The organism is Pseudonocardia sp. CA-107938, assembly GCF_050936315.1.
In the GTDB taxonomy this organism is placed as follows: Bacteria; Actinomycetota; Actinomycetes; order Mycobacteriales; family Pseudonocardiaceae; genus Pseudonocardia.
The window spans coordinates 972,175-986,838 of record NZ_JBNJNA010000002.1; the positions used below are offsets into that span (position 1 = coordinate 972,175).

Here is a 14,664-nt window from a genome sequence, read left to right on the forward strand (position 1 = left end):
CGGCGCAGTCGGACGACTCGGCGTCCCACATTGGGCAACTCGCCGTCCCGATCCGGGCAACTCGCGGGTGGGGGTGTGAGCGGTGAGCACTGAGCGGGTGGTGGCCGCCATCGACCAGGGGACCACCTCCACCCGGTGTCTGCTCTTCAACCGGGCCGGGCGGATGGTGGCGGTGGCGCAGCGGGAGCACCGGCAGCACTACCCGGCGTCGGGGTGGGTGGAGCACGACGCGGCCGAGATCTGGCGCAACGTGACGAGGGTGGTGCCGGCGGCGTTGCGGTCGGCGGGGCTGGGGCCGGAGAACATCGTCGCGCTGGGGATCGCGAACCAGCGTGAGACGACCGTCGTCTGGGACCGGCGCACCGGCCGCCCGTTGGCCCGCGCGATCACCTGGCAGGACACCCGCACCGAGGCGCTGGTCCAGCGCCTGGCAGCGGACGGGCACGGCGAGCTGATCGGCCGCGTCACGGGCCTGCCGCTGGCCACGTACTTCGCCGGTGCGCGCCTGCGCTGGCTCCTCGACACCGTCCCCGGCGCGCGGGCCGGCGCGGAGGCCGGGGACGTCCTGTTCGGGACGATGGAGAGCTGGCTCATCTGGAACCTGACGGGCGGGGTGCACGTCACCGACGTGACGAACGCCGGGCGCACGATGCTGATGGACGTCCGCTCCCTCCAGTGGTCCGACGAGCTGCTGGCCGCCCTGGACGTGCCGCGCGCGATGCTGCCGGAGATCCGCGGCAACGCCGAGGTGTACGGCACCTGCACCGATCTGCTGCCGGGGGTGCCGGTGGCCGGCGCGCTGGGCGATCAGCAGGCGGCGCTGGTCGGGCAGGTGTGCTTCGCGCCGGGCGAGGCCAAGTGCACGTACGGCACGGGCGCGTTCCTGCTGATGAACACGGGTGACCGGTTGGCGACGTCGACGCACGGGCTGATCCCGACGGTCGGGTACGTGCTCGGCGACCGGCGGGCGTACGCGCTGGAGGGCGCGATCGCGGTGACCGGCTCGCTGGTGCAGTGGTTCCGCGACGCGCTGGGCATGATCGAGACGGCGGCGCAGATCGAGTCGCTCGCCGAGAGCGTGCCGGACAACGGTGGCTGCTACATCGTGCCGGCGTTCTCCGGCCTGTACTCGCCGCGCTGGCACCCCGACGCCCGCGGTGTGATGGTGGGACTCACCGCGTTCGTGACGCGCGGGCACCTGGCCCGGGCGGTGCTGGAGGCGACGGGCTGGCAGACCCGCGAGGTCGTCGACGCGATGGACGCCGACTCGGGCCTGCCGGTGACGCGGCTGAAGGTCGACGGCGGGATGACGGCGAACCACCTGCTGATGCAGTTCGTCGCCGACGTGCTGGACGTGCCGGTGGAGCGCCCGCTGGGTTCGGAGGCGGTGAGCCTCGGCGCGGCGTACGCGGCTGGGCTCGCCGTCGGGTACTGGTCCGACGTCGAGGTGCTGCGCGCGAACTGGCACCGGGCTGCCGCCTGGGAGCCGGCGATGGATCCGCAGGTGCGGCGGCGCGAGCACGCGAACTGGGGGCGGGCGGTGCAGCGCAGCTACGGCTGGGTCCAGCCCGAGGAGTGAGCTACGGTGCGTGCCTCGGCACAGTGTCGTGGCGGAGGGGGACCCGAATGCCCGAGGACGGGAGAACGTCCGGCACCGCGTGGCGGGTGCTCCTGCTGCTGTTCCTGGGCAACCTGCTGAACTTCTTCGACCGCGTCATCCCGTCGATCGTCGTGGAGCCGCTGAAGCACGAGTTCGGCCTCTCCGACGCCGACATCGGCGTGCTGGCCGCCGCGTTCACCGTGGTCTACGCGGTGTTCGGGGTGCCGCTGGGCCTCCTCGCCGACCGGCGCGCCCGCACGAAGATCATGGGCTGGGGCCTCGCCGCGTGGAGCCTCCTGACCGCCGCCACCGCCGGCGCGACGGGCTTCGTGTCGCTGCTGCTGATCCGGCTGGGCGTCGGCGTCGGGGAGGCGACGTTCGCCCCGGCGGCCAACTCGATGCTCGCCGACCTGTACCCCGCGCAGAAGCGGAGCCGGGCGACCGGCCTGATGCAGCTCGGCCTGCCCCTGGGCCTCGTGCTCGCCTACTTCACGATCGGACCGATCGTGGAGGCGTTCGGCAGCTGGCGGGCCCCGTTCCTGTTCGCGGCGATCCCGGGGCTGCTGCTGGCCGCGTGCTTCTTCTTCGTGCGTGAGCCGCACCGCGGTTCGGCCGAGGCGAGCGGCCCGACGGCGCTGGCCGGGCCGGGCGACCAGCCGTTCAAACGGATCTTCTCGGTGCCGACGGTGTGGTGGATCGTGCTCGCCGGGGTCGGTTCGAACATGGCCGCGTACTCGGTCAACACGTTCACCGTGCCGCTGTTCCAGCGCTGGTTCGGGGTGTCGCTCACCCCGGCCGCCACGCTGACGGGCGTGGTCGTCGGCCTCACCGGCCTGGTGGGCCTGACCGCGGGTGCGTGGGTGGCCGACCGGGCCGGGCGCCGCTCGCCGACGTCGCGAGTGCTGGTGGGCGCGGTGTCGATGCTGGTGGCGGCGCCGCTCGCGTGGTGGGCGCTGTCGCTCGGCCGCGACGCCGTCGGCGCCTTCGTCGCGATCTTCGGGGTCGCGTGGCTGCTGCAGTACATCTACTACGTGGCGGCCTACCCGGCGCTGGCCGACGTCGTGGTCCCGCGGCTGCGCGGCACCACGATCGCCCTGTACTTCGCCGCGAACTACCTGCTGGGCGGCGCGGTCGGCCCGGTCGTCACGGGCGTGCTGTCGGACGGGTTCGCGAAGTCGGCCGGCGGGCCGGCGAAGGAGGCCGCCGCGATCGGGCTGCACTCCGCGCTGGCCTGGGTCGTGCCGATCACCCTGCTCGTCGCCGCGCTCGGCCTGTTCGGCGCCGCACGGACGATCAAGCGGGACGCGGGCCGGATGCGCGACCAGCTGGTGGCGGGGCAGCTCAGCGCGTGAGCGCGGGCGCCGCGACGCCGAACCAGGTGGCCGCTGCAGCCTGCAGGTCGTCGAGCTCGCCCGCTCCCGGCGTGTCCGCGCTGCTGGCCCAGGCGACGTACCCGTCGGGCCGCACGAGCAGCGCGGTGGCGGGGTACGGCCGGTCCGGCGCGCCGGTGACGACCTCGATCCGGGCCGGCCACTGCGCTGCTGCGGCCGCGACCGCCCCGCCGCTCAGGTCCAGCAACAGCGGCCGGGCGGTGCGCAGCAGTTCGGCGAGGGGCCGGCCGTCCACGACGACGTCGGGCGCCCATCTCCCGACGAGCGGGTGGTCGGCGTCGCCGTAGCGGATGTCGGCGCCGGAGATCAGCCCGGCGATGCGGGCGACGGTGCTGCGGTCCTGCAACAGCTCCCCGAACACCGCGCGCAGGGCTGTGACCTCCGGTCCGGGCGCGATGAGCGCCTGCTGGGCCAGCGTCTGCGTGAGCACGCGGTCGCCGACGGGCCGCCGCTCGGCCTCGTAGCTGTCGAGCAGCCCGTCCGGCGCCCACCCGTGGACGGCACCGGCGAGCTTCCACGCGAGGTTCACCGCGTCCTGCAGGCCGAGGTTGAGCCCGGCCCCGCCGATCGCGGAGTGCACGTGCGCGGCGTCGCCGACCAGCAGGACGCGGCCGGCGCGGAACCGGTCCGCGATGCGCGTGTTGCCGCCGACGGTGCGGCGCTGCAGGACGGGCCCGTCGACCGCGGGGACGGTCAGCGGCACCTCGGTGCCCAGTACGCGGGACGCGCTGGCGGCGAGCTCCTCGATCGTCATGGGTACGTCGTCGGCGGGCCGGTCCCACTCGGTGGTGCTGACCAGCGGCGCGCGCCCGGGGAACGGGGCGTACACGAAGAGCCCGCGCTCGGTGCGGTGGTGGACGAACGCCGGCACCGGGCCGTACCCGGGCACGTCGACGACCTGCCGCGCGGTGTCGACCCAGTCCGCCGGGAGCGCGGCGTTCGCGGCCCGGTTCACCGAGCGGTCGGTGGTGACGCCGACGAACTCGATCCCGGCCGCCTTGCGGGTGGGGGAGTGGCCGCCGTCGGCGCCAACCAGCCAGCGCGCCGACAGTTGCGCGCCGTCGTCGACCTCCACGGTCACGTGGTCGGCGACCTGCGTGAACCCGTCGAGGCCCTGCCCCCAGCGGACCTCGACGCCCAGCTCCGCAGCCCGCGCGGCGAGCGTCCTGACGATCTCGCGCTGCGGCACGGGCAGCCCGTGCACGGGGTTGTCGGCACCGAGCCCGGTGAGGTCGAGGGGGAACGCGGCGAACATGAAGTGCGGTGCCGGCCGGGGTGGTCCGGCGACGCCGCTGAGCCGCTCGTAGAGGCCGCGGCGGTGCAGCAGCTCCACGACCCGGCCGGTGAGCCCGTTGGCGCGCGGCGCCGGGTCGGGACCGTCGGCGGGATCGAGCACCACGACCTGCACGCCGGCGAGCGCCAGCTCGCAGGCGGTCATGAGCCCGTTCGGGCCGGCTCCGGCGACGAGGACGTCGATCATGGGGTCTCCTCGGGTGGGGGCAGGCCGGCGGCCAGCCGGGTGAAGACGTCGCGCAGCAGCGGGGCGAGGGGCACGGGTGGGTCGGCGGCGACCCACCGGCGCGTGGCGACGTCCATCGCCGCACCGATGACCTGCGCGATCAGATCCGGGTAGAGGTCGCGCTGCGGGTCGGTGCCGGTGCGCTCGGCGATGGCTGCGGTCAGCGTCTGCGCCGCCTCGGCGTTGACCCGGAACATCTCGCCGTGCATCGCCGGCTCGTCGAGCATCAGCCGGAGGCCCTGCAGCCAGGCCTGCTGTGGCGGGGTGAGCGCGTGGTCGTCGAGGCCGAGCGCGAACTGCGCCTCGACGGCCGCGAGCACGGCCGGCCACAGCGGCTCGTCGGCGGGGCGGGCACGAAGGTCGTCGGCGATGCGCTGGACGCGTTGCCGCTGCCGGTCGGCCACGGCCATCGCCACTGCTTCGGCCTTGGACGAGAAGTAGTTGCGGAAGGTGCGCAGCGAGACGCCCGCCGCGTCGGCGATGTCCTCGATGCGCACCTCGGCGTACCCGCGCTCGATGACGAGCCGGGTGGCGGCCCAGCTCAGCGCCGTGCGCGTCTCCTGCTTCTTGCGTTCTCGCAGGCCGTCGACCACGGACCCGAGGCTACGCCGATTATTGCCTCAACGGCAAAATTGCCTTTCGGGCAATGAACTCGCGGATCGTCACCGCCACGAGCCCAGGGTCGAGCAGGTTCGCGAAGTGCGTCTGACCCGGCCACGGGACGAGCTCGGCGTGCGGCAGCGCGGCCTGCAGGGCGGCCGTGCTCCGCTGGAGCATCGGCCAGCTGTCGGCACCGGCCATGAGCAGCACCGGAACGTCGATCCCGTGCCACGTGTCGGGCGTCGGGAGGCCGGTCAGCGCCTCGATGTCGTGCTGGAGGAAGGCCGTCAGCCCCGCGAGATCGATCTCGGGGCCGGCGTCGGGCCCGTCCATCGCGGCCAGCTCCTCGGGTCCCAGTCCGACGACCTCGGTCAGGAACAAGCCCAGCGCGCCGGCGTGGTCGCCGGCGGCGCGGAGGACGCGGAACCGGTCGAGAACGCTCGCGACGGGAGCGTCGCCCGCGAGCACGGGCGCCTCGTAGAGCAGCAATGACGCGATCCCGGACGGGTCGGCGCGGACGGTGTGCAGCGCGAGCAGCGCGCCGTAGGAATGCCCCAGCAGGTGCGCGGGCGCGTCGGCCCATTCGCGCGCCACGTCGAGCACGGCGCGCACGTCCTCGATCTCGGCGGCGAACGTCGCAGGCTCGGGCCCCGGCCCGCTGGCGCCGGAGGAGCGGCGGTCGACCAGCAGGAACGTGTACTCGTCGGCGAGCTCGAGCGCGACGGCCCGCCAGGACTCGCCGAGGTTGAGCGCGCCCGGCAGCACCACGACGGGTGGACCGGAGCCGACGCGCTCGAACGCGATGTCGGTGCCGGCGGACGTGCGGACATGGGTGGTCATGCCGCGATCCTGCGGACGACCGCTGATCCGGGGCTGACAGCGACCTGACAGCGCAGGTCAGGCGGCGGTGACCGACGCTTCCCAGATGTCGTCGCCCAGCAGCACGCGTTCCAGCTCGGCGATGTCGGGCACGACGAGCTCGGCGCCGGCCAGCTCGCCAGGAGCGGCGTAGCCCCACGCGACGCCGATGCAGCGGACGCCGTGCGCGGCGGCACCGTCGACGTCGTGGTGGCGGTCGCCGACCATGATCACCGGGTCGCGCCCGGGGTCGATCCTGAGGCGGCGCAGTGCCTCCGCGACCACCTTGTCCTTGCCGATCCGCCCGACGGTGTCGTCGGCGCCGACGACCTCGGTGAGGAAGCGGTCGAGGCCGGTGCCGGCGGTGATGCTGCGGGCGAGGAACTCCGGCTTCGACGTGGCGATGGCCAGTCGCAGCCCGGCGTCCTGCAGCCGCTGCAAGGTCTCGGGCACGCCCGGGTAGATCGGGGTGGCGTGCGCGGCGACCGGGTCGTAGGACTCCCGGTAGGCGTGGATGACCGCGCGGGTCTGCTCGGCGCTCACACCGATGGCGGGCAGGGCCGTCTCGAAGGGCGGTCCGACGAACGTCTGCAGCACGGCCGGTTCGGGCACCGGCACGCCGACGGTGGCCATGGCCTTGGCGAGGTGTTCGACGATCAGGGCCGCGGAGTCCGCGAGCGTGCCGTCGAGATCGAGCAGAGCGGTGCGCACTGACCATATTTTAGCGGCGTGACGATCGTCTACGCCCACCGAGGCGCTTCGGCCCGTTTCCCCGAGCACACCCGCGCCGCCTACGACCAGGCCCTCGTCGACGGCGCCGACGGCGTCGAGTGCGACGTGCACCTGACCGCCGACGGCGAGGTGGTGCTGATCCACGACGGCACCGTCGACCGCACGTCCGACGGCTCCGGGCCGGTCGCCGAGCACACCCTGGAGCAGCTGCGGGACCTCGACATCTGGTCGTGGAGAGGGGTGGCGCTGCCGGCCGGTGCACTGCTCGCCGACCAGCTGCTCACGCTGGACGACCTGCTGGACCTGCTGCTCGCCGCCGGCCGCCCGGTGGGTCTCGCGTGCGAGCTCAAGCACGAGGCGCTCGGCGAGGGGCCGGCGCTGGAGGACGCGGTGCTCGCCGTGCTGGAGAAGCGCGGCTGGGACCCGGAGACGGGCCGCGTCGGGACGGTCGACGTGTCGTTCATGAGCTTCGACCCCGACTCCGTGGGCCACCTGCTGCAGCGCGGGGTGCCGGGTCGGCTGCTGTGCCAGCTCGTCGCGGCCGGGTTCGCGCTGGGGACCGAGCGCCTCGACGATGGCTCGGTCGGCATCGCCGGACCGGGCCTGGACTACCTGGCCGCGTACCCCGATCGGGTACGGACGTGGCTCGCCGCGGGCGCCACGGCCCGCGTCTGGACCGTCGACACGGAGGATGACCTGCGGCGATGCCTCGACCTGGGGGTCGGGGAGGTGACCACGAACGACCCGGCGGGGATCCGCGCGCTGCTGTAGCGCGGCCGGCCCCGGGGAACCACGCCGCGGTCGCCACCGTTGGTAAAGCGTTGGTAATGGAACCGGTGGAGGGTTGGGGTTTGATCGAGATCAGCACGCTCACGTGGGTGGTGACGGTCGGGCTGGTGCTCGTCCTGCTCGCCCTGGACCTGGCGCTCGGGTGGCTGCGGCCGCACAAGGTGGGGTTCCGCGAGGCCGCGCTGTGGTCGGTGTTCTACGTCGCGGTGGCCGTCGCGTTCGGCGTCTGGTTCCTCATCGCGTACGGCGGTGACGCAGGCACCCAGTACTTCGCCGGCTACATCGTCGAGAAGAGCCTGTCGGTCGACAACCTCTTCGTCTTCGTGATCATCATGGCCACCTTCGCCGTGCCCGACGAGCACCAGCAGAAGGTGCTGACGTTCGGCATCGTGCTGGCGCTGATCCTGCGGGTGATCTTCATCGCGTTGGGTGCGACGCTGCTGTCGCTGGCCTCGTTCGTGTTCCTGCTGTTCGGGCTGCTGCTGATCTACACCGCGGTGCAGCTGTTCCGGCACCGCGACGAGGACCCCGACGTCGAGAACAACGTGGTGGTCAACACGGCGCGCCGGCTGCTGCCCGTCACCGAGCACTACGACGGCGGCAGGATCTTCACCCGCGTCGACGGGAAGCGGATGGTCACGCCGCTGCTGGTGGTGCTGATCGCGATCGGCGGCATCGACGTGCTGTTCGCCCTCGACTCGATCCCGGCCGTCTTCGGCGTCACCGAGTCGGCGTTCATCGTGTTCGCCGCCAACGCGTTCGCCCTGCTCGGCCTGCGCGCGCTGTTCTTCCTGGTCAAGGGCTTGCTCGACCGGCTGGTGTACCTGTCGACCGGGCTGGCGGTGATCCTCGGCTTCATCGGCGTGAAGCTGATCCTGCACTGGCTGCACGTCGACATCTCCCCGGCCGTGCCCGAGATCCCGACGCCGCTCTCGCTCGGCGTGATCGTCGGCGTGCTGGCGATCGTGACCGTGGCCAGCCTGATCAAGACCCGCAACGACCCGACGCTCACCGCGCACGCCGGCTCGTTGACGGGCAGCCCGGAGAAGGTTCACCCCGAGCAGTAGGGGCACGATGGCTGCCGTGCCGACGATCACTGCAGTCCCGATCACCGCCGAGCTCGTGCGCGGCGCGCTCGACCTGGAGCGCGGCGCGCACGGGCTGCTGCCGCAGCGGCTGCCCGCGCGCGCCCGTGCCGTCGCGGACCCCCAGCTGGCCGGCGCCGCGGCGCAGGGTTCCGGCGTGCGGCTGGTGCTGCGCACCGCCGCGACCCTCGTCGAGCTGGACGTGCACCGCACGGTCACGCGCTTCCGCGACCTCGCCCCGCGCCCGGACTGCCCGTTCGACCTGGTCGTCGACGGGGAGCCGGCCGGGCAGGCGCTGCCGGGCGGCGGCACGGCGATGATCGTCGACCCGGCGACCTTCGCCGTCGAGGTCGTCGAGGGCCCGGTCGGCACCGTCCGGTTCGCCGGGCTGCCGGCGGGGGAGAAGACCGTCGAGATCTGGCTGCCGCACTACGAGCGGGTCGAGCTGGTGGAGCTGCGCACCGACGCGCCCGTCGCGCCGGTGCCGGCCCGCGGACCGGTGTGGGTGCACTACGGCAGCTCGATCAGCCAGGGCTCCAACGCCGCGCAGCCGACGGGCATCTGGCCGGTCGTCGCTGCCCGTCTCGCCGGCGTCGAGCTGGTCAACCTGGGGTTCAGCGGCAGCGCGATGCTCGACCAGCCGGTCGCGCGCGTGCTGCGCGACCTGGCCGCCGACCTGATCAGCGTCAAGGTCGGCATCAACATCGTCAACGCCGACGTGATGCGGATGCGTGCCTTCACCCCGGCCGTCCACGGCTTCCTCGACACCATCCGCGACGGCCACCCCGAGACGCCGCTGCTGGTGGTGTCGCCCGTGCTGTGCCCGATGCAGGAGGACGTGCCCGGACCGGCGGGCCTGGACCTCTCGGCGGACGACGGGGTGATCCGCTACCGGGCCACAGGTGACCCGGCCGACGTCCGGGCCGGGCGGCTGACCCTGCGGACGATCCGCGCCGAGCTGGCGCGGATCGTCGACCAGCGCGCCGACCCGCACCTGCACCTGCTCGACGGCCGCGAGCTGTACGGCGAGGCCGACGCCGCCGACCTGCCGCTCCCGGACCGGCTGCACCCCGACGCCGCGACGCAGCGGCTGATGGGGGAGCGCTTCGCCGCGCTCGCCTTCGGCGCGGGCGGGGCGTTCGTCAGATCGCGTACGGCCAGATCGTGAGCGCGTAGCCGCCGTACCAGGCCGAGGCCAGCGCGACCCCGACCAGCACGCTCACCGCGGTGCTCGGCCGGCGCCGGGCCAGCCCGACCGCCACCGGCACGAGCAGCACGAACGCCGGCACCAGCAGGCGCAGCTTCGCGTTCATCAGCCCCTCCGTGCCCCACACGGTGACGAGCACGACGAACGCGTACACCAGTAGCGGCCACGGCACGCGCGTCCGCGCCATCACGACGAACAGCGCGACCGACGCCGCCAGCGCGACCACGATCGCGACGTCGAAGAGCCGCTCCCCGTCGGCGAGCACCGCGGCCACGTACTTCGCCGTGCCGCCCCCGCCGTCGAAGTACCAGCCCCAGCCCTCGCGCTGGATGCGGAACCACGCGTCCCACCGGCCCGCCTGCGCGGCCACGTAGGCCAGGTAGCCGACGATGCCGGCGCCGGCGAGGAGGCCGCCGACCCAGGTCCGCCAGGTCGCGCGGTGGGTCACGATCGTCACGATCGCGGCGAGCACGACCGCCGCTGCCACAGCGTTGCCCGTCGGCCGGACGAGCCCGGCGCCCGCCGCGCACAGCCCGGCCAGCAGCCACTGCTCCCGCAGCACCCCGACCAGCGCCCACACGGCGAACGCGCAGAACAACGCCTCCGTGTAGGTCATCGACAGCACGACCGCCATCGGCATCGCCGCGAACAGCGCCACCAGCAGCAGCCCGGCGCGCCGCGAACCGCCCGGCACCAGCGTGCCGAGCGCGGTCAGCCCGTACGCGGCCACGACCCCGGCGACCAGCGACACCACGAGCCCGGCCAGCACCAGGTTGCCGCCGGTGAGCAGCCCGACCGCCGACACGGCCAGCGGGTAGCCGGGGAAGAACCCGTACGGCGTGATGGGGGTGTGATTGCCGAACGCATCGAGGTGGCTCGCGGGGACGCCGGCGTAGCCGTAGCGGGCGATGGCGAGCAGCCAGTCGCCGTCCCAGCTGGCGAGCCGCTCGCCCAGCGTGGTGCCGTCGTGCGCGGCCATGACCGCGAGCACCAGCAGTCCCACGATCCGCACCGCCAGGTAGATCACGGCCGGGGCCAGTACCGCCGTGCGATCGGTCCGCTGCTCGGCTCCGGTGATGGCCACGCGAGGATCGTCCCGGACCCGGTCGGGGGCGCTGCGGGCGACCCGACCGTCCGGTCGTACCGGATGCGCCACCGGTTTGTGATGATGGCGGGATGCGCGAGGACGGGCGGTGACGGCGATGGGCGCGGACGCAGCCACCACCCCGTCGCACACCGCGACCGGTGAGCCCGTCCAGCCCGTCCGCGGCGCGTGGATCCTGCGGTTCTCGCTGGCCTGGGTGGGCCTGTTCGCCGGCCTGTTCGGCGCGATCCAGGTGCTGCTGCCGATGCAGGCCGAGACGTTCGCCGGGGCCGGGAAGGAGGGCGTGCTCGCCCTGGTGCTCGGGCTGGGTGCAGCGGCATCGCTCGTCGCCAACCCGGTGTTCGGGGCGATCTCCGACCGCACCACCTCGCGCTACGGGCGTCGCGTGCCGTGGGTCGCGGCCGGTTTCCTCGGCGGGGCGGTCGGGCTGATCGTGCTGGCCGCGGCCGGTTCCGTCGCCGTCATGATCATCGGCTGGTGCGTGGTGCAGACAGCGCTCAACGCCGCCTACGCAGCCCTGTCGGCCACCATCCCCGACGAGGTGCCGGTGCGCCAGCGCGGAACCGCTGCCGGGTGGTCCGGGCTCGCGCTGATCGTCGGGGTCGGGATCGGCACCGGACTGGCCAACCTCGACCACGCCGTCGCCGCCGGCTACCTCGGCTGCGCGGTCTTCCTGCTGCTCGCCGGGCTGCCGTTCGTGCTGGCCCGGCAGCGGCCGGCGACGACGGCGCCGCCCCCGATCGACTGGCGCCGGTTCCTCGCCGGGTTCTGGGTGGACCCGCGCCGCCACCCCGACTTCGGTTGGGCGTGGTTCACCCGCTTCCTCGTCAACCTGGGCAACTCCATCGCGCTGCTGTACCTCTTCTACTTCCTCGCCGACTCGGTGCGCGTCGCCGACCCGAAGCTCGCCGTCACGATCGCGACCGGCGTCAACCTGGCCGCCGTGCTCGTTGCCACCATGGTCGCCGGGATCGCGTCGGACCGGCTGCACCGCAGACGGGTCTTCGTGTGCGGCGGCGCGCTGGCGATGTCGGCGGCCGCCGTGCTCATGGCGTGCTGGCCGACGTGGTCGGGCGTGCTCGTGGCGGCCGTGCTGCTCGGCCTGGGCTTCGGTACCTATTCGGCCGTCGACCTCGCCCTGCTCACCCAGGTGCTGCCGACGGCGGCCGACCGCGCCCGCGACCTCGGTGTGCTCAACATCGCCAGCTCGCTGCCGCAGGTGGTGGCCCCGGTCGCTGCGGGGGCACTCGTCACCGGCCCCGGCGGATATCCGCTGCTCTACGCAGTGGCAGCGGCGGTCGGCGTCGTCGGCGCAGTGCTGGTCTACCGGATCCGCTCCGTCAGGTAGCCAATCGATCACTCTCCGTGTGTAACGGGTGGGACTCCTGTGCCGAAGAGATCACCGTGATCCCCGCGGAGCGCTACCCCAACGACGCCGAACCGGTCACCGAGCCGTTCGTGCTCGACCTGGTGGCACTCATCCCGACCCAGCGCTGCGCCCCGCCGGACGTCGTCCGCGCGGCGCCGCCGCGGCCACCCGTCCGCCGGCCGGATCCCGTGCTCGTGCAGGAGATGGCCGCGCCCCCGGCGCGGCAGCCCTTCGTCGCTCGGCTCACCGCTGTCGTCGTGGGGACGGGCCTGGTGGCGGTTCTGCTCCTCGTGGTGCTGTTGGGTTTCCGGTAGCTGCGTCTTCTTCTCAGCGGTGAGCTCATTCTCCGCGCTGTCAGCCGTCAGTTTCAGGTCTTCGGCCTCGTTGTGGAGCGAGCGGGGTTGCCGCCTCGGGTGACCGCTTCCGTGGCGGCGCAACCGGGGTTTTCACTGCATAATGTGGTCGACTTGGCGGCCGTACCCGACTGGGAACTCTGTCTGCTTGCCTTCGCTTCCGTTGCATGCGTGGTCGACTGGCTGTGGTCCCGATTTCCCGCAGATGGTTGTGGAACTCGCATAGCCCTCTGCCGTTGTCGAATGTGGTGCGGCCGCCGTCGCGCCAGCGTTCGCGGTGGTCGATGTGGCGGATCGGGGCATCGCAGTACGGTGCGGTGCACCGGCCCCCGTCCCGGATCTTGATCAGCTCGGCCAGTACCCCGGTGAAGCAGCGCTGCACCGAGTCGCTGCCGATGATCGCCCCGTCGCGGGTGAACAGCCGCCACGTCTTCCGTCCGGCGCCGGCGCGGACGATGTCGGCCGGGACGGGCCCGTAACCAGGAACCTCTGCGGGCAACGCGCTGTCGGGGTCGAGCAGGTCTTCTACCCGGACCACGATGTTCACCTGCATGGCGACGTCGTCGGCCTGGACTTGTCCGGTGAGCCGTTCGACCAGGGTGTCGGCCACGATCTCGCCCCGCCCCCGCAGCACCGGCTCGGGCCGGACCCAGACTTCGTTCACGGCTTTGCGCATTGCCGCGTAGCAGGCCACGGCCTGTTCGACGGGCAGGTGGGCGGTCAGGTCGGCCATGCCGGGTTCGGTGGAGGGCCGTACGGTCACCCGCCGCCCGGACCGGGCCCGGGCGCAGCGTGCGGCGAACTTCTCCGGCGCCACCTCCGCCGCCAGCTTCCGGGCCAGATCGTGGATGCGTCGCACGCTCAAGGTCTCGACACCGCGCTCGGCGAGCTGCTCGTCGACCCAGGATCGTTCCTCGGGGTCGAGGTGCGACCCGGCGCTGGTGATGAAGGCGATCTTCTGCTCGTTGAGCAGCCCGGCCGCGAACAGGGCCCGCACCCGGGAGTGCCCGGCGTGCAGGTCCCGGGCGATCCGCACCCGCTTCCCACCCTCATGGGCCGAGACCCGGCAGGCCTGACCGACCTGCTCGGCGACAACCCGCTGCACATCGTCGGGATCAGTGACACCGGCGTCGATCCGCTCGGCCGCCACAGCCCGCCCGAGCGCAAGAATCGCCGCAGACTGTTGCGCGGCGAGAGCATTCTTCTGCTCTTCGAGCCGCGCAACAGCCTCAGCGAGCTGCGCAACCAAGACGGACGTGGACATGCCTGTATCCTACCGAAAACAGGCGAGCCAAACAAGTGTTCGAATACGGCACCGCAGCCAGATGACCATGCACGCAGCGGGAGGGAAGGCAGTCAGAAGGAGTTCCAAGTCGGGTACGGCTGCTAGGCCGACCACATTATTCGTTTGAGAACCCCGGCAGCGCCGCAACGCAGACCGAGGGCCTCAACCGCGCTACCCCGTTCGCGCACCCAGGACCGGACACCACAAACCGAAGACCAGGACAGCGAAGGGGTAGTTCAGGAGGCTCAACGACCGCGAGCCTCGGCCATCCCCCGAACAGCAAGCCGATCCGCCCGCTCGTTCTCCGGATGCCCCGCGTGCCCCTTGACCCAGTGCCAAGCCACCGTGTGCCGAGCCGCCGCCGCGTCCAACCGCTGCCACAGATCCGCGTTCTTGACCGGCGTGCGGGCCGAGGTCGTCCAGCCGTTGGCCTTCCACTTCGGCACCCAGCTGGTGATGCCGTTGCGGACGTACGTGGAGTCCGTCCAGATCTCCACGACGGACGGGCGGGTGAGGCTCTCCAGCGCTCGGATCGGTGCGGTCAGCTCCATCCGGTTGTTGGTGGTGGCGCCGGCCTCGCCGCCGCACAACTCCTTCTCCGCTGTGCCGTACCGCAGCACCGCCCCCCAGCCGCCGGGGCCCGGGTTGCCGCTGCAGGCGCCGTCGGTCCAGATCTGCACCACCGTCACGTCAGCGAACCTAGCGCTCGCCTCTTCACAGAAGACGCGCACCTTGACCTCGGCCTGGCCGACGTCGACGGTGCATGGCGGG

Annotated in this window: 14 protein-coding genes; 7 read left to right on the forward strand and 7 right to left on the reverse strand. The window is 72.8% G+C overall.

The window, feature by feature from the left end; translation table 11 throughout:
- The first annotated feature begins 82 nt into the window (after positions 1–82).
- Together glpK and ACQEVB_RS37525 are read left to right on the forward strand one after the other, a co-directional pair.
- Complete coding sequence (glpK, locus tag ACQEVB_RS37520; protein ID WP_432983499.1) at positions 83–1,579, forward strand: glycerol kinase GlpK; 1,497 nt, start codon at positions 83–85, stop codon at positions 1,577–1,579.
- 47 nt (positions 1,580–1,626) lie between these two features.
- Positions 1,627–2,952 (forward strand): spinster family MFS transporter, encoded by a 1,326-nt coding sequence (locus ACQEVB_RS37525; protein ID WP_432983502.1) that lies wholly within the window; start codon positions 1,627–1,629, stop codon positions 2,950–2,952.
- Here ACQEVB_RS37525 and ACQEVB_RS37530 read toward each other — a convergent pair.
- From ACQEVB_RS37530 to ACQEVB_RS37545, 4 genes are read right to left on the reverse strand one after another with little or no spacing between them, the layout of a single operon-like run.
- Positions 2,942–4,471: an FAD-dependent monooxygenase gene (locus tag ACQEVB_RS37530; RefSeq protein WP_432983505.1), complete on the reverse strand. Its 1,530-nt coding sequence runs from the start codon at positions 4,469–4,471 to the stop codon at positions 2,942–2,944. The genes ACQEVB_RS37525 and ACQEVB_RS37530 overlap by 11 nt on opposite strands.
- Entirely contained in the window at positions 4,468–5,103 is a 636-nt protein-coding gene (locus tag ACQEVB_RS37535) for a TetR/AcrR family transcriptional regulator (protein WP_432983508.1), read from the reverse strand. The genes ACQEVB_RS37530 and ACQEVB_RS37535 overlap by 4 nt, the downstream gene beginning before the upstream one ends.
- 19 nt (positions 5,104–5,122) lie before the next feature.
- Positions 5,123–5,950: an alpha/beta fold hydrolase gene (locus tag ACQEVB_RS37540; RefSeq protein ID WP_432983511.1), complete on the reverse strand. Its 828-nt coding sequence runs from the start codon at positions 5,948–5,950 to the stop codon at positions 5,123–5,125.
- Between the two features lie 57 nt (positions 5,951–6,007).
- On the reverse strand, positions 6,008–6,679 hold the full coding sequence (locus ACQEVB_RS37545; protein ID WP_432983514.1) for an HAD hydrolase-like protein: 672 nt from the start codon (positions 6,677–6,679) through the stop codon (positions 6,008–6,010).
- A gap of 18 nt (positions 6,680–6,697) precedes the next feature.
- Between ACQEVB_RS37545 and ACQEVB_RS37550 the strand changes: the two genes are divergently transcribed.
- The 3 genes from ACQEVB_RS37550 to ACQEVB_RS37560 all read left to right on the forward strand — a co-directional run bounded on the left by ACQEVB_RS37550 (position 6,698) and on the right by ACQEVB_RS37560 (position 9,742).
- Positions 6,698–7,471, forward strand: coding sequence for a glycerophosphodiester phosphodiesterase (locus tag ACQEVB_RS37550; RefSeq protein WP_432983517.1), 774 nt, complete (start codon positions 6,698–6,700; stop codon positions 7,469–7,471).
- An 80-nt stretch (positions 7,472–7,551) separates the two neighbouring features.
- Complete coding sequence (locus tag ACQEVB_RS37555) at positions 7,552–8,556, forward strand: TerC family protein (protein WP_432983520.1); 1,005 nt, start codon at positions 7,552–7,554, stop codon at positions 8,554–8,556.
- Between the two features lie 7 nt (positions 8,557–8,563).
- Positions 8,564–9,742 (forward strand): SGNH/GDSL hydrolase family protein, encoded by a 1,179-nt coding sequence (locus ACQEVB_RS37560; protein WP_432983523.1) that lies wholly within the window; start codon positions 8,564–8,566, stop codon positions 9,740–9,742.
- On the opposite strand, the gene ACQEVB_RS37565 is transcribed toward ACQEVB_RS37560, so the two are convergent.
- Positions 9,717–10,865 carry a hypothetical protein gene (locus tag ACQEVB_RS37565; RefSeq protein ID WP_432983526.1) on the reverse strand — a complete coding sequence of 383 codons (1,149 nt, stop codon included), beginning with the start codon at positions 10,863–10,865 and terminating at the stop codon, positions 9,717–9,719. The genes ACQEVB_RS37560 and ACQEVB_RS37565 overlap by 26 nt on opposite strands.
- A 118-nt stretch (positions 10,866–10,983) precedes the next feature.
- Between ACQEVB_RS37565 and ACQEVB_RS37570 the strand changes: the two genes are divergently transcribed.
- Together ACQEVB_RS37570 and ACQEVB_RS37575 are read left to right on the forward strand one after the other, a co-directional pair.
- Positions 10,984–12,234, forward strand: coding sequence for an MFS transporter (locus tag ACQEVB_RS37570; RefSeq protein WP_432983529.1), 1,251 nt, complete (start codon positions 10,984–10,986; stop codon positions 12,232–12,234).
- A 56-nt stretch (positions 12,235–12,290) separates the two neighbouring features.
- Positions 12,291–12,569, forward strand: a complete 279-nt coding sequence (locus tag ACQEVB_RS37575) for a hypothetical protein (protein ID WP_432983532.1) — start codon at positions 12,291–12,293, stop codon at positions 12,567–12,569.
- Positions 12,570–12,609: 40 nt separating this feature from the next.
- Here ACQEVB_RS37575 and ACQEVB_RS37580 read toward each other — a convergent pair whose 3' ends face one another.
- Together ACQEVB_RS37580 and rnhA are read right to left on the reverse strand one after the other, a co-directional pair.
- Complete coding sequence (locus ACQEVB_RS37580; protein ID WP_432983535.1) at positions 12,610–13,872, reverse strand: DUF222 domain-containing protein; 1,263 nt, start codon at positions 13,870–13,872, stop codon at positions 12,610–12,612.
- A 266-nt stretch (positions 13,873–14,138) separates the two neighbouring features.
- Complete coding sequence (gene rnhA / locus ACQEVB_RS37585) at positions 14,139–14,582, reverse strand: ribonuclease HI (RefSeq protein WP_432983538.1); 444 nt, start codon at positions 14,580–14,582, stop codon at positions 14,139–14,141.
- Positions 14,583–14,664: the final 82 nt, after the last annotated feature.

Excerpts from the sequence above, each read along its gene's own strand:
- ACQEVB_RS37525 (WP_432983502.1), top strand. The coding sequence starts at position 1,627 with ATGCCCGAGGACGGGAGAACGTCCGGCACCGCGTGGCGGGTGCTCCTG.
- ACQEVB_RS37530 (WP_432983505.1), bottom strand. The coding sequence starts at position 4,471 with ATGATCGACGTCCTCGTCGCCGGAGCCGGCCCGAACGGGCTCATGACC.
- ACQEVB_RS37540 (WP_432983511.1), bottom strand. The coding sequence starts at position 5,950 with ATGACCACCCATGTCCGCACGTCCGCCGGCACCGACATCGCGTTCGAG.
- ACQEVB_RS37560 (WP_432983523.1), top strand. The coding sequence starts at position 8,564 with ATGGCTGCCGTGCCGACGATCACTGCAGTCCCGATCACCGCCGAGCTC.
- ACQEVB_RS37570 (WP_432983529.1), top strand. The coding sequence starts at position 10,984 with ATGGGCGCGGACGCAGCCACCACCCCGTCGCACACCGCGACCGGTGAG.
- ACQEVB_RS37580 (WP_432983535.1), bottom strand. The coding sequence starts at position 13,872 with ATGTCCACGTCCGTCTTGGTTGCGCAGCTCGCTGAGGCTGTTGCGCGG.